Consider the following 26,275-nt stretch of genomic DNA (forward strand, 5'->3'; position numbering starts at 1 on the left):
CCCCCGAACTGGTCCCGAACAGGGGAGTTCACGACTGCTCGCGAGGAGGACCACTACCCCACGCGGCGGTCGGCGCCCTCCCAGAACTGCGCGCGCACGGCCTTCTTGTCGGGCTTGCCCAGCGCGGTGACCGGCACCGAGTCGACGACCACCACCTGCTTCGGCGACTGCACCGAGCCCTTGCGCTCCTTGACCGCGGCCTGGATCTCCTCGGTCATCTTGGCCACGGCCGCGTCGTCGGTCGCGGCGTCCGGGCGCAGCACGACGACGGCGGTGACGGCCTCACCCCACTTCTCGTCGGGCGTGCCGATCACGCACACCTGCGCCACCGCGGCATGCTCGGCGATGACGTCCTCCACCTCGCGGGGAAACACGTTGAATCCGCCGGTGACGATCATGTCCTTCGTCCGGTCGACGATGAACCAGAAGCCGTCCTCGTCCTCGCGGGCCAGATCGCCGGTGTGCATCCAGCCGTCGCGGAACGTCTCGGCCGTCGCCTCCGGCTTGTTCAGGTACCCGCCCGCCAGCAGCGGACCCGACACGCAGATCTCGCCGACCTCGCCCTGAGGCACCGGCTTGCCGTCCTCGCCGAGCAGCGCCGTGCGCGCGAAGAGCGTCGGCTTCCCGCACGACGTCAGCCGCTTCTCGTCGTGTTCGGCCTTGGCGAGGTAGGTGATCACCATCGGGGCCTCGGACTGGCCGTAGTACTGCGCGAAGATCGGTCCGAACCGGTCGATCGCCTCCCGCAGCCGCACCGGGTTCATCGCTGACGCGCCGTAGTACACGATCTGCAGCGACGAGAGGTCCCTGGTGTGCGAATCGGGGTGATCCATCAGCGCGTAGATCATCGACGGCACCAGCATCGTCGCCGTGATCTTCTGCTCCTCGATCGTCCGCAGCACCTCGGCGGGATCGAACTTGGCCAGCACCACCATCTCGCCACCCTTGACGATCGTGGGCACGAAGAATGCGGCGCCCGCGTGCGACAGCGGGGTGCACATCAGGAACTTCGGATAACTGGGCCACTCCCACTCGGCGAGCTGGATCGTCGTCATCGTGGTGGTGGCCTGCGCCGTCATCATGACGCCCTTGGGCTTGCCGGTGGTGCCGCCGGTGAAGGCCAGCCCGGTAACGGTGTCGGGTTCCAGTTCGGCGGCGGCCAGCGGCCGAGGCGGGTACTTGGCGGCCTCGGCGGTGAGGTCCACCGCTTGGACGTCTCCGTCGGCCAGCTCGGCCGGCACCGGCCCGATGGTCAGCACCTGCTTCAGCGACGGCACCTTGTCGAGCAGTCCGACGGCCCGCTCGACGAACATCGGGTTCGGGTCGACGATCAGCGTCGTGACCCCGGCGTCGGTCAGCACGTAGGCGTGATCCTCCAGAGAACCTAGAGGGTGTAGTGCCACGCGGCGGTATCCCTGCGTCTGCCCGGCGCCGACGATCATCAGCACCTCCGGCCGGTTGAGCGCCAACAGCCCGGTCGTGGTGCCGGCGCCCGCGCCGAGGGCCTCGAACGCCTGAACGTACTGGCTGATGCAGTTGGCGAGCTGCCCGCCGGTGAGCGTGGTGTCGCCGAGGAACAGCACCGGCTTGTCCTTGTTCCACTGGAGCGCGCGGACGGTGATGTGGCCGGAGTGGATGGGATGACGCAGCAGCGAGTCGGTCATGGCATCAGATTAGAACGTGTTACAGAAATTGTTTCAAGGTCCGCCGAAGCGGGCTTCACTGATCGGGTGAGCGACGAGCTGCGGACGACGATTCTCGAGCTGGCCCGTCGGCGTGGTCCGGACAAGACGATCTGCCCGTCCGAGGCCGCGCGGGCGGTCGGCGGCGAACGGTGGCGCGACCTCATGGACGACGCCCGCGACATCGCCCGCGACCTGGCCCGCAACGGCGACGTCGAGATCTCGCAGAAGGGCACCGTCCTCGACCCGGACGGGCCGTGGCGCGGGCCCATCCGCATCCGCGCGACTTAGCCACCGGACGCCACCCGCCACGCCACCCGCCGCGCCGAATCGGAGAGTCACGTCGTGATCGAGCCGCGGCAACGACGTGACTCTCCACTTCGGCGGAACCCGCGACACGCGACCGGCAAACCCCGAAACCGACACGGCTCGCGACATTTCTTGAACAATCTCCGTCATGCCGAACCCCGCGCCCGCTGACCTGGTCGTCTACGGAACCGTGCTCACCGTCGACGACAGCAGGCCGACGGCCGAAGCGCTGGCGGTTACCGGCGGACGCATCGCCGCGGTCGGCAGCCGGTCCGACGTCGCGCCGCACGTCGGGCCCGACACCGAGGTCGTGGAACTCGGCGACGGGTGCGTCCTGCCTGGCTTCGTCGAGGCGCACGGCCACCCGCTGATGGAGGCCATCGTGCTGGCCGATCGGATCGTCGACATCCGGCCGGTCACCATGCGCGGCGTCGACGAGGTGCTGGCCGCAATCGCCGGCGAGGTAGCCAAGCGGGGATCCGACGGCGCCTACCTCAACGGCTGGGACCCGCTCCTGCAGGAGGGCCTGCCCGAGCCGACGCTGGCGTGGCTCGACGCGCAGGCGCCCGACACGACGCTGGTCATCATTCACAACTCCGGGCACAAGGCGTACTTCAACTCCACGGCCGCGCGGTCGCTGGGCCTCGACCGCGACACCCCCGACCCGAAGGGTGCGTCGTACGGGCGCGACGCCGACGGCGAACTCGACGGCACGGCGGTCGAGTCGGCGGCGGTGTTCTCCCTCATCGGCGGCGTCACGGACGTCGCGGGCTACCCGGCGATGCTGCTCGCCGAGACCGCCCGGCTCAACCGCGCCGGGCTGACGACGTGTTCGGAGATGGCCTTCGATCCGATGTTCCGGCCTGCGCTCGATGCGCTGCGCGGCGACCTGACGGTCAGGTTGCGCACCTATGAGATGTCGACGGCCGCGATGACGACGACGGAGACGCTCGACAACGGCGACGACGTCGTCCGGCAGGTGGGCATCAAGATCTGGGTGGACGGGTCGCCGTGGATCGGCAACATCGACCTCAGCTTCCCGTACCTCGACACCGACGCCACCCGCGCGATCGGCGTGACGCCCGGCTCGTGCGGCTGCGCGAACTACACGCGCGAGCAGCTGACCGAGATCGTGGCCGCGTACTTCCCCCTCGGCTGGCAGATGGCGTGCCACGTGCAGGGCGACAACGGCGTCGACACGATCCTCGACGTCTACGAGCAGGCGCTTCGGGAGCATCCGCGCGACGACCACCGGCTGCGGCTCGAACACGTCGGCGCCATCACCGACGAGCAGTTGCGACGGGCCCACGACATGGGCGTCACGTGCAGCATCTTCGTCGACCAGATCCACTACTGGGGTGACGTGCTCGTCGACGGACTCTTCGGACCCGAGCACGCAAACCGTTGGATGCCTTGCGGTTCCGCGGTCGCGACCGGCATGCGGATCTCGTTGCACAACGACCCGCCGGTGACCCCGGAGGAGCCGCTGCGCAACATCGCCGTCGCGGTGACCCGCACGGCGCCGAGCGGTCGGGTGCTCGGCCCGGAGCAGCGGATCACCGTCGACCAGGCGATTCGCGCACAGACCCTGGATGCGGCGTGGCAGTTGTTCTCCGACGACGTCATCGGCTCGCTGGAGGTCGGCAAGTACGCCGATCTGGTCGTGCTGTCGGCGGATCCGCGCGAGGTCCCGCCGGAGACCATCGCGGACCTCGACGTGCGGGCGACGTACCTGGCTGGTCGACGGGTGCACTCGGCGTGACCACGCACCACCCTCATCCGCGGCACCGGGTGCCCGACCCACTGGCCACGATCCGCACGCCGCGGTTCTGGCTGGTGCCCATTCTCGTTCCGCTGGTGGTGTTCTCGGCGTTGGCCGCGCTCTACCTCGCCGGCATCCTCAACCCGACGCCGAACCTGCGGCACTTCCCCGTCGCGGTGGTGAACGCCGATTCCGGGCCGACGGGCACGCAGGTGGTCGACGCGCTGACCAAGGGACTCGACCCCGCACAGTTCGACGTGCGGGTCCTGACCGAGGACGAGGCGTCCGACCAACTCGGCCGGGCGCAGGTCTACGGCGTCGTGCGCATCCCCGCCGACTTCTCCTCGGCACTGCAGGAACTCGGTCCCGCGGCGGCGGCCCCGGGCCGTGCCACCCGCCCGGTGATCACGGTGTCCACCAATCCCCGGGCCGGCGAACTGGGTGCGAGCATTGCGGGTCTCGCGTTGGCCAAGGCCGTCAACGAGGTCAATACGTCCATCGGACAACGACTCTCGGCACAGGTCACGCAGGCGAAGGGAGGGCCGCTGTCCGGCGGTGAGGCGCTGGCGCTGTCGGCACCCATCGACCTGCAGGTCGACGACTACGAACCGCTGCCGAACGGCACCGGCAACGGGCTGTCGGCGTTCTACTACGCGCTGCTGCTCCTGTTGGCCGGCTTCACCGGCAGCATCATCGTGAGTTCACTGGTCGACTCGATGCTCGGCTTCGTGCCGTCGGAGATGGGGCCGGTCTACCGGTTCGCCGAACAGATCAACATCTCCCGCTTCCGCACGCTGCTGCTGAAGTGGGCGCTGATGGTCGTCGTCGCGCTGCTCACTTCGGCGGCGTACATCGGCATCGCCACGGCGCTGGGCATGCCGATCCCCAACGGGTGGACGCTTTGGTTGTACGGAGTGTTCACCATCGCGGCGGTCGGCATCACGTCGACGTCCCTCGTCGCGGTGCTGGGGTCGGCCGGGCTGCTGGTGAACCTGTTCATCTTCGTGATGCTGGGGCTGCCGTCCAACGGCGCGACCATCCCACTCGAGGCGGCGCCGACGCTGTTCGGCTGGCTGGCCAAGTTCGAGCCGATGCATCAGGTCTTCCTGGGAGCTCGGGCGTTGCTCTACTTCGACGGCCGGGCCGACGCAGGCCTGAGCCACGCCCTGGTGATGACGGCGATCGGGCTGGTCATCGGCTTGTCGATCGGGGCCGTGATCACCCGTCTCTACGATCGTCGCGGCCTTCGCCGGATCCATGACGCGGAGCCCGACGCCGACGTGGCGGTCAAGTAGGGAGAACGGCACCCGACGGTGTCCGCTCGTGGCAGCCTGTCTGCATGCCCGACCTCCCCATTCCCCAGTTCCTCGACGAGCGCGTCGCCCACTGGGCGCAGACCAAGCCGGACGACGAGGCCATCACGTTCAAGGACCGCACCTGGACCTGGTCGCAGTGGCACGACCGGATCCGGCACCTGGCCGGCGCGCTGACCCAGCGCGGCGTCGGGCGCGGGGACGTGGTCGCGTTCCTCGACAAGAACCACCCAGCCTGCGTCGAGACGACGCTGGCGGCAGCCTCGATCGGCGCGGCGACCGCCATCATCAACTTCCGGCTCGCCGCCGACGAGATGGACTACGTCCTGAACGATTCCGGCGCGAAGGTGCTGATCGTCGGCGCCGAGCTGAAGGCCGGCGTCGACAAGATCCGCGAGAAGCTCGGCGCGATCGAGCACGTCGTCGAGGTCACCCCCGATGGCGCCGACGGCGACGAGTACGAGGCGATGCTGTCGGCCGCGACGCCCGTCGACCGGTCGGACGACGTGGAGCCCGACGACGTCGCGATCATCATGTACTCCTCCGGCACCACCGGCCGGCCCAAGGGCGTATCGCTCACCCAGGCCAACCTGATCGCCCACACCGAGAGTGCCTTCGCGGGTTGGGAACTCGACGAGGGCGACAAGAACCTCGTCGCGATGCCGCTCTTCCACGTCGGCGGCTCGTCCTACATGCAGCTCGGTCTGCACACCGGGGTGGCGAGCTACATGACGCGCGACGTCGACGGCGCCCAGCTGGCCGGCGGCATCCTGGCCGGCGCCAACCGGACGTTCCTCGTCCCCGCCGTGCTGGCGAAGGTGCTGGAGTCCGGCGAGGACGCGGTGAAGCTGTTCAGCGCGCTGAAGACCTACGGCTACGGCGCGTCGCCGATGCCGCTGCCGCTGCTGCGCAAGGCCCTCGAGGCATGGCCGGAGACGGACTTCATCCAGGCCTACGGGCTGACCGAGGTCGGTGGCGTCATCAGCCTCCTCGCGCCGGAGGACCATCGCAGTGACGACGAGGAGCGCATGGGCAGTGCGGGACGCGTGGTCCCGGGCGCCGAGGTCCGCGTCGTCGACCCCGACTCGCTGGAGGACGTCGAGCCGGGTAGCCAGGGCGAATTGTGGTTCCGGACCAAGCAATTGATGAAGGGCTACCACAACAAGCCCGACGCGACGGCCGAGGCCATCACCGACGACGGATGGTTCCGCACCGGCGACATCGGCCGCGTCGACGGGGATGGCTACATCTTCGTCGAGGACCGTCTCAAGGACATGATCATCACCGGCGGCGAGAACGTGTACTCGATCGAGGTCGAGCGCGTGTTGGCCGAGCACCCCGCCGTCGCCGAGGTGGCCGTGATCGGCGTGCCCGACGAGAAGTGGGGCGAGGCCGTGAAGGCCGTCGTCGCGCTGGATGGCGACGCGTCCGAGGCCGACCTCATCGCGTACGCCGCCGAGCGGTTGGCCAAGTACAAGTGCCCGAAGACCGTCGACATCGTCGACGAACTCCCGCGCAACCCCACGGGCAAGATTCTCAAGAAGGACCTGCGCAAGCCGCACTGGGAGGGTCGCGACCGCGCGACGGTCTAGCTGGCCGCGAGATCTGCGGCAGCGTCGTCGACGGTCGAAAGTCGCGACGCAGACGCAGATCTCGGCGGGTGGGTGGCTAGTGGTGCCCGTTCCCGTTGGAGCCGTTGCCGTTGGACCCGTTGCCGTTCGAGTGCCCGTTCGACCCGTTGCCATGTGCATGGCCGTTGCCATTCGCATGGCCGTGCTCGTCGTCCTGGTACTCCTTGAGCGCGGTCAGCGCGCGACTCTCCGAGGCGTGCGACGCATCGGTGATCGCCCTGCTCTCCGACACCGGGTCGGCGAAGAGGAACCCGCCGGTGCCGGTCGATCCGCCGGCGCCCAGCTTGTTCATCCGCTTGGGCAGGGCAGCACCCTGGTATTCGAGCGGCAGCGGGTGCCCATGATCGTCGACGGGGCCGAGCGGCTGGTGCAGCTCGATGTAGGCGCCGTGCGGCATGCGCTTGATGATGCCGGTCTCGATGCCGTGCTCGAGCACCGCTCTGTCGCTGCGCTGCAACGCCACACACCACCGGTAGGTGAGGTAGTAGACCAGGGCGGGCAGCACCACCATGCCGATGCGGCCGATCCACGTCGTCGCGTTCAGCGAGATGTGGAACTTCAACGCGATGATGTCGTTGACGGACGCCAGCGTCAGAACCACCCAGAAAGCGATCGCCATGGCGCCGATCGAGGTGCGCACCGGGGCGTCCCGCGGGCGCTGCAGGAGGTTGTGGTGCCCGCGGTCGCCGGACAGCCGTGCTTCGACGAAGGGATACACGGTGAGGAGTCCGAGGATTCCGCCCATGAGCAGTGCCACCCATACCGATTGCGGCACGGTGTGTCCGAAGAAGTACAACTCCCAGGGCGGGAAGACGCGCGCCAACCCGTCGGTCCACATCATGTAGAAGTCGGGCTGGCTGCCCGCCGAGATCTGGGACGGCTTGTACGGACCGAGCAGCCAGATCGGGTTGATCTGCAACAGACCGCCCATCAGACCCATCACGCCCACGACCATCGCGAAGAACGCGCCGGACTTCACCGCGAATACCGGCATGACCCGCACGCCGACGACGTTTGTCTCGGTCCGGCCGGGGCCGGGGAACTGGGTGTGCTTCTGGAACCACACCAGTGCCAGGTGAGCGCCGATGAGCGCCAACATGATTCCCGGGATCAGCAGGATGTGCAGGGCGTACAACCGCGGAATGATGATCGTGCCGGGGAAGTCGCCACCGAAGAGACCCCAGTGCAGCCATGTGCCGATGACCGGCATGCCCAGGCTGATCGACGAGAACGCCGCCCGCAGACCAGTGCCCGACAGCAGGTCGTCGGGCAGCGAGTAGCCGAAATAACCCTCGAACATCGCGAGGATCAGCAGCAGTGAACCGATCACCCAGTTGGCCTCGCGTGGCCGTCGGAACGCGCCGGTGAAGAAGATGCGTGCGAGGTGGACCATGATCGACGCCGCGAACAGCAGCGCCGCCCAGTGGTGGACCTGCCGCACGAACAATCCGCCGCGGACCTCGAAGCTGATGTCGAGCGCGGATTCATAGGCCTTGGACATCTGCACGCCGTTGAGCGGCTGGTAGACGCCTTCGTAGGTGACCTCGGCCATGGACGGGTCGAAGAACAGGGTCAGCCACACGCCCGTGAGCAGCAGCACGATGAAGCTGTACAGCGCGATCTCGCCGAGCAGGAACGACCAGTGCGTCGGGAACACCTTGTTCAGCTGACGCCGTACCGCCGCCGACGGGTGGTAGCGCGAGTCGATCGCGTCGCCCTGCGCAGCGACTCTCGAGGACGTCTTGGTACTCATGTGCATCGGCTCCTAGCCCACGTACGCGGTTACCTCCGAGGATGCGCTCTTTTGGCGCTTTGAACCGTTCCAGACAGCGACGTCACGAGCCGGACATATTTGGCCATCCGACAGGTGCGCTGGGGGAGGATGGGAGGGTGTCTCCGACCCTCGACGACCTGCTCGACGGGCTGCACGTCGTCGCGCTGCCCATGCGAGTTCGATTCCGCGGCATCGACGTCCGCGAGGTGGCGCTGATCGAGGGTCCGTCCGGCTGGGGAGAGTTCGGCGCCTTCCTCGAATACGGCCCCGCGGAGGCGGCGCACTGGCTGGCGTCGGCGGTCGAGGCGGCCCACGGCGACTCGCCGGCACCGCTGCGCTATCGCATCCCGATCAACGCGACCGTGCCCGCCGTCGACCCCGCCCGCGTGCCCGAGGTGCTGGCCCGATTCCCCGGCGCGACGACCGCCAAGGTGAAGGTCGCAGAACGTGGGCAGACCCTCTCAGACGACGTCGCCCGGGTCGACGCCGTCCGCGCCGCGGTGCCGCGGGTGCGGGTCGACGCCAACGGCGGATGGTCGGTGCCGGAGGCGGTGGCGGCCGCGGCGGCGCTCACCGCCGGGGGCGCCCTCGAGTACCTCGAGCAGCCGTGCGCGACGGTCCCCGAACTCGCCGAACTGCGGAGTCTGATCGACGTGCCGGTCGCGGCCGACGAGAGCATCCGCAAGGCCGAGGACCCGCTGCTGGTCGTGCGCGCGAAGGCCGCCGACGTCGCGGTGGTGAAGGTCGCGCCGCTGGGTGGCATCGCTCGTCTGCTCGAGGTGGCCGGTCAGATCGACGTCCCGATCGTGGTGTCCAGCGCGCTCGACACGGCCGTGGGGATGTCGCGGGGACTGCTCGCAGCGGCGTGCCTGCCCAGCCTGCCGTTCGCCTGCGGCCTCGGCACCGGAGGCCTCTTCGTCGAGGACGTCGTCGACGCCGTCCTGCCGGTCGACGGCCACCTTCCGGTCACGCGGGTGGTGCCCGATCCGGCGCGCCTGCACGCGCTGGCCGCTCCGGCCGACCGCCGGCAGTGGTGGATCGACCGCATCCGCACCTGCCGGCCGCACTTATGACGTAATGCTGAACGAGTGTTCACTCAAGTTGGCTCGATCGCCGGGCGGGGCAACTCGTTAGCCGAACGAACTACTTCGAGAGGCACACACACATGAAGCTCAAGCGCATCGCGGGCGTCGCCATCTGTACGACGGCGATGTTCGCCGTCGGAGCCGTCGCACCCGCGTCGGCGATCAACAACATCAAGGGATTCGGCGTCCAGGAGACCCTGAAGGACTATTACAGCCTGTCCAACTTCAGCAGCGAAATCGGTTACACCGTCAAGAATCTGCGGCCCAGCCGGGACGCGGTGCCCTACCCGGTCGGCGGACGGCTCTACGAGGCGAACGTGACCACCGACGCCGTCGTCGGCACCGTCACCCCGAAGGTCGGCAACTTCCTCGCCCGCACCGCGGACGGCGCCGACTACCGAGCACTCAACGTCTCCACCCTGAGCGGCGCGCCCCTGGGCCAGGGCGGCAGCAACTCCGGCAAGCTCTACTTCGACGTCGTCGGCGCGAACCCGGACAGCGTCATCTTCAATGACGATTTCCAGGACATGCTCGGCTGGGTCGGCACGCAACCCGTCGACCCCGCCGAGACGGTGCCCGGCTCGAGCAGCGGCGGGTCGTCCACGGGAGACACGTCATCGACCGGTGGCGGGGCGGACGGTGTGCAGGGATCCACGGGTCCGAACCTGGCCACCCCGCCGGTGATCAGCAACGGCGCTCAGAACGGCCCGTACGGACCCGCGGGCAGCACCCCGCCCGTGGGCGGCGACAACTAGTTCGCCACCGATGCCGGCCGCCGTGTCCTGATCCGTGGGGTCCACGGCGTAGACGCCACGGCGGCCGGCGTCGACACTGGACATCATGCAGATCGCCGTCGTGCTCTACCCGGGGTTCACCGCCCTGGACTTCATCGGACCCTACGAGGTGCTGCGCAGCCTTCCCGACGCCGAGATGCGTTTCGTCTGGCACGAGACCGGCCCCATCGCCGCCGACTCGGGCGCCCTGCTCGTCGGCGCCACCCACACCTTCGACGAGACGCCCTCACCCGACGTGATCGTGGTGCCCGGCGGTCCCGCCACGATGGAGCACTGTCGCGACGAGGTGGTGCTCGACTGGCTGCGCCGGGCGCACCAGACGACGACGTGGACCACGTCGGTGTGCACGGGCTCGCTGCTGCTGGCCGCGGCCGGCCTGCTCGAGGGGCGTCGCGCCACGTCGCACTGGAGCGCGCTGCCCATGCTCAAGGCGTTCGGCGTGACGCCCGTCGGAGACCAGCGCGTCGTCCACGAGGGCAAGCTCGTCACGGCCGCGGGGGTGTCGGCCGGGCTGGACATGGCGATGTGGCTGGCCGGCGAGATCGGTGGCGAGGCGAAGGCGAAGGTCATCCAGCTCGTCATCGAGTACGACCCGCAGCCCCCGTTCAACTCCGGTCACATGTCGAAGGCGTCGGCAAGCACCAAGGCCGCCGCCGCCGCGGAGTTGACCAGGGACATGGTCGCGACCGGCCAGATCACCGCACCCGTGCGGCTGCTCTGGGACCGCGCGATCAGCAAGGCCCGCGCCCGCACCCGGTGATTTGTGGAGACTTTCCGGCGCTCACCGCCGGTAGGACTCCACAAATCGCAGTCGGTAGGGTCGGCCGGGTGAATTTGGCCTACTCCGACCGCGGAACCGGCGACCCCGTCCTCTTCATCGCCGGCCGGGGTGGCGCGGGCCGGACCTGGCACCTGCATCAGGTCCCGGCGTTCCAGAGGGCCGGGTACCGCGTCGTCACGTTCGACAACCGCGGCATCGGCGCCACCGAGAACGCCACCGGCTTCACCACGGCCACGATGGTCAACGACACCGCGGCACTGATCGAGAAGCTGGACCTTGCGCCGGTGCGCATCGTGGGCGTGTCGATGGGCTCGTTCATCGCCCAAGAGCTGATGCTTACCCGCCCCGAACTGGTCAGGTCGGCGGTGCTGCTGGCCACCCGCGGCCGCGAGGACCGCACCCGCGAGTTCAGCCGGGCCGCCGAACGCGACCTGCACGACGCCGGCATCGAGCTGCCGCCCGCGTTCGACGCGAAGCTGCGGCTGCTCGAGAGCTTCTCGCCCAAGACGCTGAACGACGACGCTGTGATCCGGGACTGGATCGACATGTTCACGATGTGGCCGACCAAGATGACGCCGGGCCTCAAGGCGCAGATCGACGTCGCGCCGGATGGCAACCGACTGTCCGCCTACCGCAGCATCGCGGCGCCGGTGCTGGTGGTCGGATTCGCCGACGACATCATGCTGCCGCCCCACCTTGGCCGCGAAGTCGCCGACGCCCTGCCCAACGGGCGTTACCTGCGGATACCCGACACCGGCCACCTCGGCTTCATCGAGCGCCCCGACGCCGTCAACGCAGCGATCCTGGAGTTCTTCGGCTCCGGGGTGTGAGCAAAGCCGCCGCCTCCCACACAGCACCTCGTGACACGCTGTAGTAGTGGAGGACCGATGAACCCGTCGACGACGCAGGCCCGCGTCGTCGTCGACGAACTGATCCGCGGCGGCGTCCGCGACGTGGTGCTGTGCCCGGGGTCGCGCAACGCCCCGCTGGCCTTCGCGCTCGAGCACGCCGACCGGCACGGCCGACTGCGGCTGCACGTCCGCATCGACGAGCGCACCGCGGGCTTCCTGGCGATCGGCCTCGCGGTGGCGGCGGGCTCCCCGGTGTGCGTGGCGATGACGTCCGGTACCGCCGTCGCGAACCTCGGTCCGGCCGTCGTCGAGGCGAACTACGCCCGCGTGCCACTGATCGTGCTGAGCGCCAACCGTCCGTACGAGCTGCTCGGCACCGGCTCCAACCAGACCATGGAGCAGCTCGGCTACTTCGGCACCCAGGTGCGGGAGACCCTCAGCCTCGGTCTGGCCGAGGACGCGCCGGACAAGCTGGCGGCGCTGAACGCCCAGTGGCGATCCGCGACGTGTCGAGTCCTGGTGGCCGCCAAGGGATCTCGTAGCGCCAACGCGGGTCCGGTGCAGTTCGACATCCCGCTGCGGGAACCGCTGGTGCCCAGCGTCGGTCAGGCCGACGACGACGAGGCGCCCGCCGGCCGGCCCGACGGCAAGCCCTGGACCTTCACCCCGACGGTCGCGTTCGACCAGCCCCTCGACGTCGACCTGACCCCCGACACCGTCGTCATCGCCGGCCACGGCGCGGGCGTGCACCCCAACCTCGCCGGACTGCCCACCGTCGCCGAGCCCACCGCACCGCCGCCGGCCAACCCGCTGCACCCGATGGCGCTGCCGCTGCTCGCGCCGAAGCAGGTGATCATGCTCGGCCGCCCGACGCTGCACCGGCCGGTGTCGACGCTGCTCGCCGACCCGTCGGTGCCCGTCTTCGCGCTCACCACCGGCCCGCGCTGGCCCGACGTGTCGGGCAACTCGCAGGCGACCGGCACCCGCGCGGTCGTCAGCGGCACCCCCGACCCGGCCTGGCTCGCGCGCTGCGCCGAGGTCAACGCCATCGCCGTCGACGCCGTCCGCGACCACCTGGAGACCCATCGGGTGACGACGGGTCTGCACGTCGCCGCCCACGTGGTCGACGCCCTGCGCGAGGGCGACCAGCTGGTGCTCGGCGCCTCCAACCCGGTCCGCGACGCGGCACTGGTCGGCCTGAACCGCCGCGGCGTGTCGGTGCGGTCCAACCGCGGCGTCGCCGGCATCGACGGGACGGTGTCGACGGCCATCGGTGCGGCGCTGGCCCACGAGCGCACCGGTTCACCGGGCGACCGGGCGCCGCGCACCGTCGCACTGCTCGGCGACCTCACCTTCGTGCACGACAGCTCGGGTCTGCTGATCGGTCCCACCGAACCGTCGCCCAAGAGCCTCACCATCGTGGTGTCCAACGACAACGGCGGCGGCATCTTCGAACTGCTCGAGCAGGGCGACCCGCGGTTCTCCGACGTATCGGCCCGCATCTTCGGCACCCCGCACGACGTCGACGTCGCCGCGCTGTGCCGCGCCTATCACGTCGAGTCCCGTCAGGTGGAGGTCGAGGACCTCACCGACGTGCTCGGCGAACCGTTCGAGGGCATGCGCGTCCTGGAGGTGAAGGCCGACCGTTCGTCGCTGCGGGCGCTGCACGCATCGATCCGAGCGGCCCTGCAGGACGCGCCGTGATCCCGCGGCTCGTGAACGCGTTCGGCACCGTCCGGCGCGTGCTCCTCCCGCACCTCTACGGCGAACCGAACGAGACGCGGGCGCAGACCGTCATCCGGTGGGCCCGCATCCTGGTGGTGATCTTCGCCTGCCTGGTGACTCTGCAGTCCGTGCTGCTGGTGGCCGGCGCGTGGCGCAACGACCGCCAGATCGAACGCAACATGGGCGTGGCCGCCGCCGAGGTGCTCGACGCCGGACCGCGGCGCTCCACCATCGAGTTCGTCACCCCCGACCGGATCACCTACCGGCCCGAACTGGGCGTGCTGTACCCGTCCGAACTCGACACCGGCATGCGGATCTACGTCGAATACGACCGCAACGACCCCGATCTCGTCCGGGTGCAGGACCGCAACGCGCTGTTGGCCGTGATCCCGGCGGGGTCCATCGCGGTGCTGGGCTGGATCGTCGCGGGGATCGTGCTCGCCGCCCTCGCGCTGCTGCAGCGCAGATTGGCGCGCCGGCGATCGGATCAGGACGACGTCAGCTTGGACAGCCAGTCGTTGTCGTAGACGTCGAGCTTCTCGTCGGCGAGCAGGTCGTAGATCGTGGGCGTGCCGGTGTCGATGGGGTCGATCTCGTAGAGGTACTCGTAGTTGATCTCCGACGCGCCCGCCGCGTCGAATCCCATCTCGCCCTTGGCGATCCGGCCTGCCTGCCCCTCGGGGATCCCCGCCGACCGGGCCATCTCGGCCATTTCTTCGGCGGTCGGCCCCTCGCCGCCTGGCTCCTGGTTCGCCCACAGCTCCTCGACGAACCGCTGGAACTCCGGCCCGGTCGTGGCGGGACCGTCGCCGTCGGCGGGACTCGCGGCCTCGAACATCGCGTTGACCACGCGCGCCGAGTAGCCGTCGGGTTGCGAGTCGAAGAACGTCAGCGGCCGGTAGGTGACGGCGATCTGCCCCGTCGCGATGAACGTCGCCAGGTCGTCCCCGAAGTCGCGCTGCAGATCGGCGCAGTGGCTGCACTGCGGTTCGGTGTAGATCTCGACCTCGACCGGCACGTCCTCGAAACCGGCGCGGATGCCGTTGCCGTCCTCGGTGATGGACACCGGCGGCTTGGCGGGATCCGGTTGAGCGACGCCGGTGACCTCCTTGGCGCACCCCACCACCAGGAACGCGCTCGTGGCGAGCGCGACGAGGACACCCATCCGACGCATGGGCCCTCCTTCGGGTCGGACCACAGTATGCGGGGAGCGGAAGACTTCGCGTGCCGTATCCCGTCACGCAACCTCCCGGACAGGCGGCGCTGAGACCGTACTCGAGTGCGCGTTGCGATCGTCGCGGAGAGCTTCCTCCCGAATGTCAACGGTGTCACCAACTCGGTGCTCCGGGTCATCGAGCATCTCCGACGGACGGGTCACGAGGTCCTCGTCGTCGCCCCCGACACCCCCAGGGGTGAGGAACCGGCCGACCGCGTCCACGACGGGGTCCGCGTCCACCGGGTGCCGTCGCGGATGTTCCCGAAGGTCACCTCGCTCCCGTTGGGCGTCCCGCGGCCCCGCATGGTGGGGGTACTGCGCGGCTTCGAGCCCGACATCGTGCACCTCGCCTCGCCGGCGCTACTCGGGTACGGCGGCCTGCTGGCCGCGCGCCACCTCGGGGTTCCCTCGGTCGCGGTGTTCCAGACCGACGTCGCCGGGTTCGCCGAGAGTTACGGCGCCGGGGTCATGTCCCGCGCGGCGTGGGCGTGGACGCGGCATGTGCACTCCCATGCCGATCGCACCCTCGCGCCGTCGACGTCGGCGATGGAGAACCTCGCGGCGCACCGGGTGCCGCGCGTGCACCACTGGGGTCGCGGCGTCGACGTCACCGGTTACGTCCCATCTGCCCGCGACGCCGCATTGCGCGCCGCGTGGTCACCCGCCGGCAAGCCGGTCGTCGGGTTCGTCGGACGGCTCGCGCCGGAGAAGCACGTCGAACGGCTGGCGGTGCTGGCGCGCCGCGACGACGTCCAGGTGGTCGTCGTCGGTGACGGCGTCGACGCGGCGAAGCTCCGCGCGCTGATGCCGTCGGCGGTGTTCACGGGTGCGCTGTACGGCCCGGAGCTGGCGACGGCGTACGCGAGCATGGACGTGTTCGTGCACCCCGGTGAGCACGAGACGTTCTGCCAGGCCGTTCAGGAGGCCATGGCGTCCGGGCTGCCGGTGGTCGCGCCCAACGCGGGCGGTCCGCGCGACCTCGTCGCCCCGATGCACACCGGCCTGCTGCTGGAGGTCGACGAGTTCGAGGCACGGCTCTCCGGTGCCGTCGACCACCTGCTGACCGAGCGGCAGCGCTACTCGGTCGCCGCCCGGCGCAGCGTGCTGGGCCGCACCTGGCCCGCCGTGTGCGCGCAGCTGGTCGGCCACTACGAGGAGGTGCTGGGCCTGCGCGGCGCGAAAGCCGCCTAACCCCCTGCGATTTGTGGAGTCTTTCCGGCGCTCACCGCCGGAAAGACTCCACAAATCGCCAGAAAATCTCAGCCCTGCGCGAGCACCGCCACGTCCTGCCACTCCTCCCACAGCGCCAGCCGGCTCTCGTAGTCGGCCTTGGCCAGCGACAGCGGCCGCTCGCCGAAGAACACCCGCAGCGGCGGCGGCGACGCGTCGACGACCTTGAGGATCGCCTTCGCCGACGCCGTCGGATCACCCGGCGCGGGCATGCGCTCCGCCCGCTTGCGGTTGGCGTCTTCGTGCACCTCGGCGTAGTCGGGCAGCTCGGCGGCGCGCTTGGCCGACGGCCCCGCCCAGTCGGTGGAGAACCCGCCCGGCTCGACCAGCGTGACGTGGATGCCGAAGCTCTCCACCTCCTGCGCCAGCGCCTGCGAGAAGCCCTCGAGCGCCCACTTGGACGCGTGGTAGATCCCGACGTTCTGGAACGCGGTGATGCCGCCGATCGACGACACCTGAACGATGTGCCCGCTGCGCTGCGCCCGCAGGAACGGCAAGGCCGCCTGCGTCACCCACAGCGCGCCGAAGACGTTCGTCTCGATCTGGTCGCGTGCCTCGACTTCGCTCAGCTCCTCGATGAAGCCGAATTGCCCGTAGCCGGCGTTGTTGACCACGACGTCCAGTCGGCCGAAGTGCGAGTGGGCCTGCTCGACGGCGGCGAAGTCGGCGTCGCGGTCGGTCACGTCCAGCCGGATCGGCAGGAGCGCGTCGCCATACTTTGCCACCAGGTCGTCCAGCGTGGCCGTATCGCGCGCGGTGGCGGCCACCTTGTCACCGCGCTCGAGTGCCGCGATCGACCACTCGCGTCCGAACCCGCGCGATGCGCCGGTGATGAACCAGACCTTCTCTGCCATGTCGTCTCCTCCGGTTGCGTGTCTTCGTGTCATCAACGTCACCTTCGCGTACCCATTCCCGAATGAGCAGGATTCGCAGGTAGCTTTGATCTGATGAGCAGGGCGTCGCTGGAGAAGAACCCGCACGAGGTCGCGTCGATGTTCGACGGCGTCGCCCGCCGATACGACATCACCAACACGGTTCTGTCGCTGGGGCAGGACCGGTCCTGGCGGCGCGCGACGCGTTCGGCGCTCGGCATCGGGCCCGGCGACCGCGTCCTCGACCTCGCCGCAGGCACGGCGGTGTCGACCGTCGAGCTGGCCGAGTCCGGGGCGTGGTGCGTCGCCGCCGACTTCTCCGTCGGCATGCTGGCCGCCGGCGCAGCGCGCGACGTGCCCAAGGTGGCCGGTGACGCGACCCGACTGCCCTTCGACGACGACACCTTCGACGCGGTCACGATCAGCTTCGGCATCCGCAACGTCAACCCCTACCTCGACGGTCTGCGCGAGATGGCGCGCGTGACCCGGCCCGGTGGTCGCCTGGTGGTCTGCGAGTTCTCCACCCCGACGAACCGTCCGTTCGCCACGGTCTATAAGGAGTACCTGATGCAGGCGCTGCCTCGGATGGCGACCATGGTGTCGTCCAATCCCGACGCCTACGTCTACCTCGCGGAGTCCATCCGGGCGTGGCCGACGCAATCTCAACTGGCGCAACAGATCTCGGACGCAGGATGGTCGGCGGTTCGCTGGCGCAACCTGACCGGGGGCATCGTCGCACTGCACGCCGCCGTCAAGCCGGGCTGACCGCAAACCGCTGAGACGACTGATGCCGGGCACCCGTCGGGGTACCCGGCATCAGAGGATCGAGCGTTAGACGCCCAGCGTGCGCTGGATGTCCGGCTTCATCGCGTTGAGCTGCGAACCCCAGTAACCCCAGCCGTGCGTGCCGTTCGGCGGGAAGTTGAAGGTCGCGTTGCGTCCACCGTCGGCGGTGTAGGCGTTCTGGAACGCCTTGTTGCTGTCCTGGGTGATGTTCTCCAGGAGCTGGCCGGCGATGTCGCCGCCGCCGCCGAGGTCACCTGGTCGGCCGTTGCCGGTGTACACCCAGATGCGGGTGCCGTTGGAGACGAGCCGCTGCGCCTGCAGCGTCGGGTCGTTGCGCTGCCACGTGGGGCCGCCACCCGGTCCCCACATCGCGGTGGCGTCGAAGCCGCCGGCGTCACGCATCGCGAAGCCGACCAGCGTGGGCCAGATCCCCTGCGACAGGTTCAGGAAGCCCGACAGCGATCCGGCGTAGCTGAACTGGCCGGGGTGGTAGGCGGCCAGGATCAGCGCGGCGCTGCCCGACATCGACAGCCCGACGACGGCGTTGCCGCTCGGTGAGATGCCCTTGTTGGCGGACAGGTAGGCCGGCAGCTCGGACGTCAGGAACGTCTCCCACTGGTAGGTCTGGGTGGTCCCGTTGCCGACGGCCGGGTTCTGCCAGTTGGTGTAGAAGCTCGACATGCCACCGACGGGCATGACGACGGACAGGCCGGACTCGAAGTAGTTCTCGAACGCGGCGGTCTCGATGTCCCAGCCGCTGTTGTCGTCACGGGCGCGCAGGCCGTCGAGCAGGTAGACGGCCTTGGAGCCGCCGCCCTGGAAGCGGACGGGGATGTCGCGTCCCATGGCCGCCGACGGCACCATCAGGGTCTCGACGGGCAGGCCCGGGCGCGAGTAGGCGGACGCGGTGGCCGCGCCGCCGGCCACGGCGATGAGGCCGGGCAGGAAGAGCGCCGCCACGGCGACGGTCGTCACCCGGCGGAGCCAATTTCGGAATTCGCTCATGTTCGTTCGCACATCCTTTACGACCGGCCGGTTCGCCGGGTCGAGTCGTGTTCCATGAATTGCCGACGCCAGCGGTCGCTCGCAGGCGGGCGAAGACGCAACTTGCTTGGCGCCTCACCCAGGTTCGTCGCCGCGGAGCGGCTTCCCGTTACGCAGTCCGCCAACCCTGACGGATTCGTCACACAATCGGCCGGCTCAGCTGAACGGCGACCGGCCGTCCAGTCGCGTGGACCCCGCGCCCGCCCGCCGCCACACCCGCGCGACCCAGTCGGAGTCCTCCTCGGTGACGAGGTTTCCCATCACGCGGACGGCGACGTTCATGAGGAAGTGCGAGCGCATCGCCAACGGGCCCGTGGCGGGCAGGAACCTGGGGATCGTCAACAGCAGCGCGAGCCGGCGCGCCACCGAGAACCCGTGGGCGTAGTGCCGCCGCAACTCCGAGGGCCAGGCGTCGGTGAGGTCGCCGGTGCCGAGCATCTCCGCGGCGAGGCGGCCGGTCTCCAGGCCGTAGTCGATGCCCTCGCCGTTGAGCGGGTTCACGCACGCGGCGGCGTCGCCGATCAGCATCCAGTTGGGGCCGGCGACCCCGGACACGGCGCCGCCCATCGGCAGCAGTGCCGACAGCCCGGCGCGGGGCTGGCCGGTGAAGCCCCACTCCTCGCGGCGCAGGTCGGCGTAGTACGCCATCAACGGGCGCAGCGCCGCGTCGGCCGGCCGCTTGGTGGTGGCCAGCGCGCCGACGCCGATGTTCACCTCGCCGTTGCCGAGCGGGAAGATCCAGCCGTAGCCCGGCAGCACGTCGCCTGCGGGAGAACGCAATTCGAGGTGCGAGGTGATCCACGGCTCATTGGCGCGCGGGCTCGCGACGTAGCCGCGGATGGCCACGCCGTAGACCGTCTCCTGGTGCCAGGCGCGGCCCAGCGTGCGGCCCAGCGTCGAGCGCGCGCCGTCGGCGACGATCAGCTCGGTGCAGCCGATCTCCTCGCCGGAGTCCAGCACCACCGTCGACACCCTGCCGTCGGAGTGGTGGCGGACGTCGACCGCCTTCGCGCCGAGGTGCATCTTGGCGCCGTCGTCGGCCGCGACCGAACGGATGCGGTCGTCGAGTTCGGTGCGCGGGACCGCGCTGCTGGTGGGCGGGAAGGACGGACCCGGCCACTCGATCTCGACGTCGGAGCCGAAGCCGGCCATGCGCAGCCCGTGGTGCCGGATGCGGCCGTCCAGCCACGGCCCGAGGCCCAGGCGCTCGAGTTCGGCGATGGCGCGCGGGGTGAGCCCGTCGCCGCAGGCCTTGTCGCGCGGGAACTGCGCCGAGTCGACCACCAGCACGTCGCGGCCGTTGCGAACCGCCCACGCGGCCGCCGACGAACCAGCTGGGCCGGCGCCGATCACCACCACGTCATGTTTCCGCTGCACACCCCCCAGTATGTTGGAGCAATGAAGACACCGGCGACCGTGGTCGCGGGCGTGGACTTCGGCGATGCCGCCTTTGCCGCGCAAGTGCGCGACGGGGTGGCCCGCGTCGAGGATCTGATGGCCACCGAGCTGGGCAAGTCCGACGAACTGATGGCGGAGGCGGTACAGCACCTGTTCAAGGCCGGCGGCAAGCGCTTCCGCCCGCTGTTCACCGTGCTGTCCGCGCAACTGGGTCCCGAGCCCGACGCGTGGCAGGTGACCGTCGCGGGCGCCGTCATCGAGCTGGTGCACCTCGCGACGCTCTACCACGACGACGTCATGGACGAGGCCCAGGTGCGACGCGGCGCGGACAGCGCCAACGCCCGGTGGGGCAACAACATCGCGATCCTGGCCGGCGACTACCTCTTCGCGACGGCGTCGCGGTTGGTGTCGCGGCTCGGTCCCGAAGCGGTGCGGATCATCGCCGACACGTTCGCCCAGCTGGTCACCGGCCAGATGCGGGAGACGCGCGGCGCGGCCGAGGACGTCGACGCCGTCGAGCACTACCTCAAGGTGGTCTACGAGAAGACGGCCTGCCTGATCGCGGCGTCCGGCCGGTTCGGTGCGACGTTCTCCGGGTCCGACGACGCGCAGATCGAGCGGCTAGCCCGGCTCGGCGGCATCGTCGGCACGGCGTTCCAGATCTCCGACGACATCATCGACATCGACAGCGACCCCGACGAGTCCGGCAAGGTGCCCGGCACCGACCTGCGCGAGGGCGTGCACACGCTGCCCGTGCTGTTCGCCCTGCGCGAGACCGGGCCCGGCGCCGAGCGGCTGCGGGACCTGCTCGCCAAGCCACTCGAGAAGGACGACGAGGTGGCCGAGGCGCTCGGTCTGCTGCGCTCGTCGCAGGGAATCGTGCAGGCCAAGGAGACGGTGGCGCGCTACGCCGCCGACGCCCGCGCCGAACTCGAGCACCTGCCGGCGGGCCCCGGGCGTGACGCCCTCGCGGGCCTGGTCGAGTACACGATCAACCGACACGGCTGACCATTCGGAACCCGCGAGGGCATCTCAGGCGTTTGATTCAACGAGAACACCCGTCGAGTTGATTGGAGAACGCCGATGACCTGGCATCCGCACGCGAACCGTCTGAAGACGTTTCTGCTGCTGGTCGGGTTCTCCGCGCTGATCGTCTTCATCGGCGCACTGTTCGGTCGCAACGTGATGTTCCTGGCGGTGCTGTTCGCCGTCGGGATGAATGCCTACGTCTACTTCAACAGCGACAAGATGGCGCTGAAGGCGATGCACGCGCAGCCCGTCACCGAGCTGCAGGCGCCCGCTATGTACCGCATCGTCCGGGAGCTGGCCAACGCCGCGCACCAGCCGATGCCGCGGCTCTACATCAGCGACACCGACGCGCCGAATGCGTTCGCCACCGGTCGCAACCCGCGCAACGCCGCGGTGTGCTGCACCACCGGCATCCTGCGCATCCTCGACGAGCGGGAGCTGCGCGCCGTGCTCGGCCACGAGCTGTCGCACGTCTACAACCGCGACATCCTCATCTCCTGCGTCGCGGGCGCCATGGCGTCGATCATCACCGCTCTCGCGAACCTCGCGTTCTTCGCGAGCATGTTCGGCGGCAATCGTGACGGCGGCACCAATCCCTTTGCGATCCTGCTCGTTTCGCTGCTCGGACCGATCGCCGCCACGGTGATCCGGCTGGCCGTGTCGCGGTCGCGGGAGTACCAGGCCGACCAGTCGGGCGCCGAACTGACCGGTGATCCGCTGGCGCTGGCGAATGCCCTGCGCAAGATCAGCCGCGGCGTCGAGGTGGCGCCGCTGCCGCCGGAGCCGCAGCTGGCCGACCAGGCGCACCTGATGATCGCCAACCCGTTCCGCGCGGGGGAGAAGATCGGCAAGCTCTTCTCGACCCATCCGCCGATGGCCGACCGCATCGCCCGCCTCGAACAGATGGCCGGCCGCCCCCCAGGCCACTACTGATCTTCGGCGAGCGTGCGTGTCTGCGGGCGACACGCCGCCGCTGAACCCGAGTTCGCGCGCGCTCGCGGGGCTAACGTTCCCAAGCCGACGGCCGATGACACCTGTGTGACGACCCCTCCCCGAGGTAACCGAGCGCCCACCCAAGGCCTGCTCTACTCTGAGCGCGTGTTGAGCAGACTCGTGATCGGGCTGGTTGCTGCAGGAGCGATGGCGTTGGGCGGATCCGCCGTGGCGGCCGCCGAACCGGAGCCCGCGCCGCCGCCCCCGGCTCCGAACGTCATGGCGTTCAATCCGGTGGCGCCCTCTGACTTCGCGCAGCAGAACGGCGAGATCTACGCGTTCGCCGTACCTGGTGACCTGGCTTGTGTGCTGAGCCGCGGTACCGGCAGCTATGGCTGCAGCGGCGCGATCCCGGCGGCCCCGAACGCCGCCAACGTCGTCACGGGCACGCAGCAGGGCCCGGCCGGGTTCGCCAACGCCGACCGGCCGCTCTACGTGTTCGAGACGCTTCCGAAACGGCTGGAGCCCGGCACGCGAATCAGCTTTCGCAACGTCACGTGCGGCACCGACGGCACGAACACGATCTGCAACAACAGCTACGACGGCGGCGGCTTCGTGATCAGCCCGGCGGGAAGCTTCGTCATCGAGCCGAACAACCCGCTCCTCGACCGTCCTAAGAGCGGCAACCCGTACTTCAACTAGGCGCCCCGGATCAGAATCCGGAGCCGTGAACCTCGTGGCCCGGCTTCTCGGCGACCAGCCCGCGGTAGGCGTCCTCGACGGTCGATCCGTGGTTTATGACGCCGTCGACCTCGCGGGCGATCGGCATGTTCAGCCCGTACTCCTCGGCGAACTCCATGATCACGCTGGCGGCCTTCACGCCCTCGGCGACCTGGTTCATCGACTCGATGATCTCGGCGATCGGCTTGCCCGCGCCGAGTTGCTCGCCGACGTAGCGATTGCGGCTGCGCTGGCTGGTGCAGGTGACGATCAGGTCGCCCATGCCGGCCAGACCGGCGAAGGTGTCGCGGTGTCCGCCGACGGCCTCGCCGAGCTTGGACATCTCGCGTACCGCCCGGGCCATCACCATGGCGCGCGTGTTCTCGCCGATGCCCAGCGAGTAGCCCATGCCGACCGCGATCGCGTAGACGTTCTTCAGCGCGCCCGCGATCTCGACGCCGATGACGTCGTCGGTGGTGTAGGTGCGGAACCGCTTGGTACGGAACAGCTTTCCGAGGTTCGCGGCGAGCCGCTGGTCGGGCATCGCAAGCACGGCGGCCGCGGCGTACCCGTCGGCGACCTCGCGGGCGATGTTCGGTCCGGCGAGGATGCCGGCCGGGTGACCGGGTAGCACCTCGTCGACGATCTGGCTCATCCGCATGTTCGTGCCCTGCTCGAGGCCCTTCACCAGCGACACCACCGGCACCCACGGGCGCAGCTCCTTGGCCAGCTCGGTGAGGACCGCCCGGAACCCGTGCGACGGCACGCCCATGACGATGACGTCGGCGCAGTTGGCGGCCTCGGTGAAGTCGTTGGTGGCCTTGAGGGATTCCGGTAGTTCGGTGTCGTCGCCGAGGTACTGGCTGTTGCGGTGGTTGTCGTTGATGTCCTTCGCGGTCTCCTCCGAGCGCACCCACTGCAGCGTCGGACCGCGCCGAGCGCAGATGGAGGCGACGGTGGTGCCCCAGGAGCCGCCGCCGAGGACGACGACCTTGGGTTCGCGAAGATCAGATGACATGGCGATCAGCGTATGGCCGCGCGCCGCCCGGGGAGGGCGGTTTCACCCGCCCGGGCAGCGCGCCGTCGCCACCTTTCCGCCGAAACGGCGTTCCCTGTCGTCAACACACGCCCGTCGCGACCACGAGCGCTGTCTCGGCGATGCGGCTAGCGGTAGTTCACGAACTGCAGCGCCACCTCGAGGTCGGCGCCGCGGAGCAGCGACTGGACGGCCTGCAGGTCGTCGCGCTTCTTGGAGCTGACGCGGATCTCCTCGCCCTGGATCTGCGCCTTGACGCCCTTGGGGCCCTCGTCGCGGATGAGCTTGGTGATCTTCTTCGCGTTCTCGCTGTCGATGCCCTGCTTGATGCTGCCGATGACCTTGTAGGTCTTGCCCGACGGCTGCGGGTCGCCCGCGTCGAAGGCCTTCATCGAGATGTCGCGCCGGATCAACTTCTCCTTGAAGACGTCGACGGCGGCCTTGACGCGCTCTTCGGTCGAGGAGACGAGGATGATGCCCTCCTCGCCCTGCCACTCGATGGTGGTGTCGGTGCCGCGGAAGTCGAAGCGGGTGGACAACTCCTTGGCCGCCTGGTTGAGCGCGTTGTCGACTTCTTGACGATCGGCCTTGCTGACGACGTCGAAGCTTGAATCAGCCACTGGATCCTCCTCACGAGGTTCATGCGTTTTCGTCTTGGAACCATCTTCGTTGTACCCTGCTAGTCGCACCAACCCGGGTCGGGTTGGCTGCATCCCGGCAGGTTGCCCGAGCGGCCAATGGGAGCGGACTGTAAATCCGTCGGCTAACGCCTACACAGGTTCGAATCCTGTACCTGCCACCCGCCAAGGGTTCATGGCACTGGTGTGAGACTCATCGAGTCTCACCCCAGTGTCGTCCCCACACCCGTTCGAATCCCGAGCGACGCAGCCCCGATCTGGCCGATGCCACCGCTGCTCGCCCCTCTGCTGCCACGCTGAGCGGATGGATCTGGTGTGGGGCGTCGTCGCGCTGACGCTGGCGACCTTCACCGCGCTGCTCGCGGCACGCCGCATCCTCGTCGCTGGCAGTCAATTGGCGTTCACCCGCTACGTCGCCGTCGGCGGTCTCGTGGCCTTCTCCGTGGAGTCGCGTGGCGTCGGCGTTCATCACGTGCGGTTCGAGGCGGGTGGGCCCGCGGTCCTGCACAACGTCGCGGTCCGGCTGATCGGCGCATCGACGGCCACGGAGCCTCCCGCGGTGCGGCACACCATGGCCGCGGGTGACGCTCCAATCGAGTGGACGCTCCAACTACCCGACGGTGCGGTCGAGCGGGTCTGGGTCCTGGTCACCTGGGTCCGGCCGTACCTCCAGGGTGTCGAGTCCGAGGCGCTCGGGCGGTGGCTGCCGGATGGTCGCCTGTACGAGTGGCGGTGGTACTCCGAGACGACCCGGTACGTGCGGACCACGATTCGATTCGTCGCCCGCCGGTGGTCGAAGGCGGGCTCCATGCGGGACCTGCCGCTGTACGGCAGGTGGCGACGCACCTCGTCGAACACCGGCGCCGACCTCCTGGGGCCCGCCGCCACTCCGCCCCCGAGAACCGGTCGGAGTGACGAACTCGACGTGTGAGTAAGGACGTCGGGTGGAAACCGATACCCGTGGTCGGCGGTCGGCCGTGGGGATCCGAGGGGAGCGGCTGGCCGTCGGCCACGTCGTGCGGGCCCATTCGCTCACCGGATTCTCACAGCAGCGTTTACTGGATTGACATCCTCGCAAGGCTTAAGCTCGACGGCAGGCGGGCGCTGCCCTGACCCCCCCTGCAGCGCCCCTTTGGTCTCGCCTGACTCCCACCCCCCCTCGGGAGTCGGCGAGACCACTCAAGCCGGCAATCCGCCCGCCGCCTGCGGTCCGGTGATGGATCCCAGGACGATGCCCAGCACGGTGTACTCCCCGTTCGGGACCATGCCCACGCCCACGTCGACGAACCGGCAATCCAAGATGGCGTACTTCGCCGTCGCCGTCACCAGGCCGATCGCCGAGGCCGCCGGCCGTCCGGTGGCGATGAACGGCGTCGTGTAGCCCGGATAGCCCTGCGGCCTGAGGAGGCCGGCACCCACGTAGTCCCGTGTCACCGAGTCGAGTACGGGGGAGGCGGCCAGCGGAGCGCAGCCCGAGCGTGCACGGACGTTGTCGATCGCCGTGGAGAGGCCGTCCAGCGTGGTGTCGGCACGTGCGACGGGGGTTCCCACGACGAGGGACAGGGCGCAGGCGCCGACCAGCAGCGCGGACGTCGATCTCGCGGTCATGACGTCTCCTTCGACGTGGGACTCCCTCGCAGCGTGGCACGCGTCGACGGCGTGGGTG

At 69.4% G+C, this 26,275-nt stretch carries 25 protein-coding genes and 1 tRNA gene; 17 read left to right on the forward strand and 9 right to left on the reverse strand.

All coding sequences use genetic code 11. The annotated features are described in order from the left end of the window. Nucleotides 1-53 precede the first annotated feature (53 nt). Nucleotides 54-1,664, reverse strand: coding sequence for a fatty-acid--CoA ligase FadD8 (fadD8, locus tag G6N64_RS10450; RefSeq protein ID WP_163796826.1), 1,611 nt, complete (start codon nucleotides 1,662-1,664; stop codon nucleotides 54-56). A 66-nt stretch (nucleotides 1,665-1,730) separates the two neighbouring features. Between fadD8 and G6N64_RS10455 the strand changes: the two genes are divergently transcribed. The 4 genes from G6N64_RS10455 (at nucleotide 1,731) to G6N64_RS10470 (ending at nucleotide 6,658) form a co-directional block, all read left to right on the forward strand. Next, nucleotides 1,731-1,973, forward strand: a complete 243-nt coding sequence (locus G6N64_RS10455) for a DUF3253 domain-containing protein (protein WP_163796827.1) — start codon at nucleotides 1,731-1,733, stop codon at nucleotides 1,971-1,973. 166 nt (nucleotides 1,974-2,139) lie between these two features. Next, on the forward strand, nucleotides 2,140-3,753 hold the full coding sequence (locus G6N64_RS10460) for an amidohydrolase (protein ID WP_163796828.1): 1,614 nt from the start codon (nucleotides 2,140-2,142) through the stop codon (nucleotides 3,751-3,753). Beyond that, nucleotides 3,750-5,048: a YhgE/Pip domain-containing protein gene (locus G6N64_RS10465; protein ID WP_174266784.1), complete on the forward strand. Its 1,299-nt coding sequence runs from the start codon at nucleotides 3,750-3,752 to the stop codon at nucleotides 5,046-5,048. Before G6N64_RS10460 ends, G6N64_RS10465 begins: the two co-directional genes overlap by 4 nt. A 44-nt stretch (nucleotides 5,049-5,092) precedes the next feature. Beyond that, nucleotides 5,093-6,658, forward strand: a complete 1,566-nt coding sequence (locus G6N64_RS10470) for a long-chain-fatty-acid--CoA ligase (protein ID WP_163796829.1) — start codon at nucleotides 5,093-5,095, stop codon at nucleotides 6,656-6,658. A gap of 76 nt (nucleotides 6,659-6,734) precedes the next feature. Here G6N64_RS10470 and qcrB read toward each other — a convergent pair whose 3' ends face one another. Beyond that, entirely contained in the window at nucleotides 6,735-8,450 is a 1,716-nt protein-coding gene (qcrB, locus tag G6N64_RS10475) for a cytochrome bc1 complex cytochrome b subunit (RefSeq protein ID WP_163796830.1), read from the reverse strand. Between the two features lie 137 nt (nucleotides 8,451-8,587). Between qcrB and G6N64_RS10480 the strand changes: the two genes are divergently transcribed. The 6 genes from G6N64_RS10480 to G6N64_RS10505 all read left to right on the forward strand — a co-directional run bounded on the left by G6N64_RS10480 (nucleotide 8,588) and on the right by G6N64_RS10505 (nucleotide 14,234). Continuing rightward, on the forward strand, nucleotides 8,588-9,544 hold the full coding sequence (locus G6N64_RS10480; protein ID WP_163796831.1) for an o-succinylbenzoate synthase: 957 nt from the start codon (nucleotides 8,588-8,590) through the stop codon (nucleotides 9,542-9,544). Between the two features lie 92 nt (nucleotides 9,545-9,636). Next, complete coding sequence (locus G6N64_RS10485) at nucleotides 9,637-10,311, forward strand: DUF1942 domain-containing protein (protein ID WP_163796832.1); 675 nt, start codon at nucleotides 9,637-9,639, stop codon at nucleotides 10,309-10,311. Nucleotides 10,312-10,396: 85 nt separating this feature from the next. Continuing rightward, complete coding sequence (locus G6N64_RS10490) at nucleotides 10,397-11,110, forward strand: DJ-1/PfpI family protein (protein ID WP_174266786.1); 714 nt, start codon at nucleotides 10,397-10,399, stop codon at nucleotides 11,108-11,110. Between the two features lie 68 nt (nucleotides 11,111-11,178). Then, nucleotides 11,179-11,961 (forward strand): alpha/beta fold hydrolase, encoded by a 783-nt coding sequence (locus G6N64_RS10495; protein ID WP_163796833.1) that lies wholly within the window; start codon nucleotides 11,179-11,181, stop codon nucleotides 11,959-11,961. 57 nt (nucleotides 11,962-12,018) lie between these two features. Continuing rightward, nucleotides 12,019-13,686, forward strand: a complete 1,668-nt coding sequence (menD, locus tag G6N64_RS10500) for a 2-succinyl-5-enolpyruvyl-6-hydroxy-3-cyclohexene-1-carboxylic-acid synthase (RefSeq protein WP_163796834.1) — start codon at nucleotides 12,019-12,021, stop codon at nucleotides 13,684-13,686. After that, nucleotides 13,683-14,234 (forward strand): DUF3592 domain-containing protein, encoded by a 552-nt coding sequence (locus G6N64_RS10505; RefSeq protein WP_246231086.1) that lies wholly within the window; start codon nucleotides 13,683-13,685, stop codon nucleotides 14,232-14,234. The genes menD and G6N64_RS10505 overlap by 4 nt, the downstream gene beginning before the upstream one ends. On the opposite strand, the gene G6N64_RS10510 is transcribed toward G6N64_RS10505, so the two are convergent. Beyond that, entirely contained in the window at nucleotides 14,195-14,881 is a 687-nt protein-coding gene (locus G6N64_RS10510; RefSeq protein ID WP_163796835.1) for a DsbA family protein, read from the reverse strand. The two genes, G6N64_RS10505 and G6N64_RS10510, sit on opposite strands and share 40 nt — an antisense overlap. Nucleotides 14,882-14,986: 105 nt before the next feature. On the opposite strand from G6N64_RS10510, the gene G6N64_RS10515 reads away from it, so the two are divergent. Further along, nucleotides 14,987-16,114 (forward strand): glycosyltransferase family 4 protein, encoded by a 1,128-nt coding sequence (locus G6N64_RS10515; RefSeq protein WP_163796836.1) that lies wholly within the window; start codon nucleotides 14,987-14,989, stop codon nucleotides 16,112-16,114. A gap of 68 nt (nucleotides 16,115-16,182) precedes the next feature. On the opposite strand, the gene G6N64_RS10520 is transcribed toward G6N64_RS10515, so the two are convergent. Further along, nucleotides 16,183-17,007 (reverse strand): SDR family oxidoreductase, encoded by an 825-nt coding sequence (locus G6N64_RS10520; RefSeq protein ID WP_163796837.1) that lies wholly within the window; start codon nucleotides 17,005-17,007, stop codon nucleotides 16,183-16,185. Between the two features lie 93 nt (nucleotides 17,008-17,100). Between G6N64_RS10520 and G6N64_RS10525 the strand changes: the two genes are divergently transcribed. Next, nucleotides 17,101-17,790 (forward strand): demethylmenaquinone methyltransferase, encoded by a 690-nt coding sequence (locus tag G6N64_RS10525; protein WP_163796838.1) that lies wholly within the window; start codon nucleotides 17,101-17,103, stop codon nucleotides 17,788-17,790. Nucleotides 17,791-17,856: 66 nt separating this feature from the next. On the opposite strand, the gene G6N64_RS10530 is transcribed toward G6N64_RS10525, so the two are convergent. Together G6N64_RS10530 and menJ are read right to left on the reverse strand one after the other, a co-directional pair. Continuing rightward, nucleotides 17,857-18,816, reverse strand: coding sequence for an alpha/beta hydrolase (locus G6N64_RS10530; protein ID WP_163796839.1), 960 nt, complete (start codon nucleotides 18,814-18,816; stop codon nucleotides 17,857-17,859). Nucleotides 18,817-19,011: 195 nt separating this feature from the next. Then, complete coding sequence (gene menJ / locus G6N64_RS10535; protein ID WP_163796840.1) at nucleotides 19,012-20,232, reverse strand: menaquinone reductase MenJ; 1,221 nt, start codon at nucleotides 20,230-20,232, stop codon at nucleotides 19,012-19,014. A gap of 21 nt (nucleotides 20,233-20,253) precedes the next feature. On the opposite strand from menJ, the gene grcC1 reads away from it, so the two are divergent. The 3 genes from grcC1 (at nucleotide 20,254) to G6N64_RS10550 (ending at nucleotide 22,917) form a co-directional block, all read left to right on the forward strand. Continuing rightward, nucleotides 20,254-21,261: a nonaprenyl/(2E,6E)-farnesyl/geranylgeranyl diphosphat synthase gene (gene grcC1, locus G6N64_RS10540; protein WP_174266787.1), complete on the forward strand. Its 1,008-nt coding sequence runs from the start codon at nucleotides 20,254-20,256 to the stop codon at nucleotides 21,259-21,261. Nucleotides 21,262-21,336: 75 nt separating this feature from the next. Then, nucleotides 21,337-22,215, forward strand: coding sequence for a zinc metalloprotease HtpX (gene htpX, locus G6N64_RS10545; protein ID WP_163796841.1), 879 nt, complete (start codon nucleotides 21,337-21,339; stop codon nucleotides 22,213-22,215). Between the two features lie 165 nt (nucleotides 22,216-22,380). Continuing rightward, on the forward strand, nucleotides 22,381-22,917 hold the full coding sequence (locus G6N64_RS10550) for a hypothetical protein (RefSeq protein ID WP_174266788.1): 537 nt from the start codon (nucleotides 22,381-22,383) through the stop codon (nucleotides 22,915-22,917). Between the two features lie 10 nt (nucleotides 22,918-22,927). On the opposite strand, the gene G6N64_RS10555 is transcribed toward G6N64_RS10550, so the two are convergent. Then, complete coding sequence (locus G6N64_RS10555; protein WP_163796842.1) at nucleotides 22,928-23,953, reverse strand: NAD(P)H-dependent glycerol-3-phosphate dehydrogenase; 1,026 nt, start codon at nucleotides 23,951-23,953, stop codon at nucleotides 22,928-22,930. 146 nt (nucleotides 23,954-24,099) lie between these two features. Continuing rightward, nucleotides 24,100-24,591: a YajQ family cyclic di-GMP-binding protein gene (locus tag G6N64_RS10560; RefSeq protein ID WP_163796843.1), complete on the reverse strand. Its 492-nt coding sequence runs from the start codon at nucleotides 24,589-24,591 to the stop codon at nucleotides 24,100-24,102. A gap of 96 nt (nucleotides 24,592-24,687) precedes the next feature. On the opposite strand from G6N64_RS10560, the gene G6N64_RS10565 reads away from it, so the two are divergent. After that, nucleotides 24,688-24,770, forward strand: a tRNA-Tyr gene (locus tag G6N64_RS10565). Nucleotides 24,771-24,913: 143 nt separating this feature from the next. Then, the gene (locus tag G6N64_RS10570) at nucleotides 24,914-25,540 is read left to right on the forward strand and encodes a hypothetical protein (protein WP_163796844.1); all 627 of its coding nucleotides are present in this window, start codon (nucleotides 24,914-24,916) and stop codon (nucleotides 25,538-25,540) included. Nucleotides 25,541-25,788: 248 nt separating this feature from the next. Here the strand turns inward: G6N64_RS10570 and G6N64_RS10575 are convergent, their stop codons facing one another. Continuing rightward, nucleotides 25,789-26,217, reverse strand: coding sequence for a spore germination YkwD domain-containing protein (locus tag G6N64_RS10575; RefSeq protein WP_163796845.1), 429 nt, complete (start codon nucleotides 26,215-26,217; stop codon nucleotides 25,789-25,791). Between the last annotated feature and the right edge of the window lie 58 nt (nucleotides 26,218-26,275).

This window comes from Mycolicibacterium sediminis (genome assembly GCF_010731735.1).
GTDB lineage: Bacteria > Actinomycetota > Actinomycetes > Mycobacteriales > Mycobacteriaceae > Mycobacterium > Mycobacterium sediminis.

What these genes read in the sequence shown, in the direction of transcription:
- G6N64_RS10470 (WP_163796829.1), top strand. Translation starts at nt 5,093, where the DNA reads ATGCCCGACCTCCCCATTCCCCAGTTCCTCGACGAGCGCGTCGCCCAC.
- qcrB (WP_163796830.1), bottom strand. Translation starts at nt 8,450, where the DNA reads ATGAGTACCAAGACGTCCTCGAGAGTCGCTGCGCAGGGCGACGCGATC.
- G6N64_RS10490 (WP_174266786.1), top strand. Translation starts at nt 10,397, where the DNA reads ATGCAGATCGCCGTCGTGCTCTACCCGGGGTTCACCGCCCTGGACTTC.
- menD (WP_163796834.1), top strand. Translation starts at nt 12,019, where the DNA reads ATGAACCCGTCGACGACGCAGGCCCGCGTCGTCGTCGACGAACTGATC.
- G6N64_RS10525 (WP_163796838.1), top strand. Translation starts at nt 17,101, where the DNA reads ATGAGCAGGGCGTCGCTGGAGAAGAACCCGCACGAGGTCGCGTCGATG.
- G6N64_RS10460 (WP_163796828.1), top strand. Translation starts at nt 2,140, where the DNA reads ATGCCGAACCCCGCGCCCGCTGACCTGGTCGTCTACGGAACCGTGCTC.
- G6N64_RS10575 (WP_163796845.1), bottom strand. Translation starts at nt 26,217, where the DNA reads ATGACCGCGAGATCGACGTCCGCGCTGCTGGTCGGCGCCTGCGCCCTG.
- G6N64_RS10555 (WP_163796842.1), bottom strand. Translation starts at nt 23,953, where the DNA reads ATGTCATCTGATCTTCGCGAACCCAAGGTCGTCGTCCTCGGCGGCGGC.
- G6N64_RS10530 (WP_163796839.1), bottom strand. Translation starts at nt 18,816, where the DNA reads ATGAGCGAATTCCGAAATTGGCTCCGCCGGGTGACGACCGTCGCCGTG.
- grcC1 (WP_174266787.1), top strand. Translation starts at nt 20,254, where the DNA reads ATGAAGACACCGGCGACCGTGGTCGCGGGCGTGGACTTCGGCGATGCC.
- G6N64_RS10510 (WP_163796835.1), bottom strand. Translation starts at nt 14,881, where the DNA reads ATGCGTCGGATGGGTGTCCTCGTCGCGCTCGCCACGAGCGCGTTCCTG.
- fadD8 (WP_163796826.1), bottom strand. Translation starts at nt 1,664, where the DNA reads ATGACCGACTCGCTGCTGCGTCATCCCATCCACTCCGGCCACATCACC.
- htpX (WP_163796841.1), top strand. Translation starts at nt 21,337, where the DNA reads ATGACCTGGCATCCGCACGCGAACCGTCTGAAGACGTTTCTGCTGCTG.
- G6N64_RS10520 (WP_163796837.1), bottom strand. Translation starts at nt 17,007, where the DNA reads ATGGCAGAGAAGGTCTGGTTCATCACCGGCGCATCGCGCGGGTTCGGA.
- G6N64_RS10485 (WP_163796832.1), top strand. Translation starts at nt 9,637, where the DNA reads ATGAAGCTCAAGCGCATCGCGGGCGTCGCCATCTGTACGACGGCGATG.
- G6N64_RS10570 (WP_163796844.1), top strand. Translation starts at nt 24,914, where the DNA reads ATGGATCTGGTGTGGGGCGTCGTCGCGCTGACGCTGGCGACCTTCACC.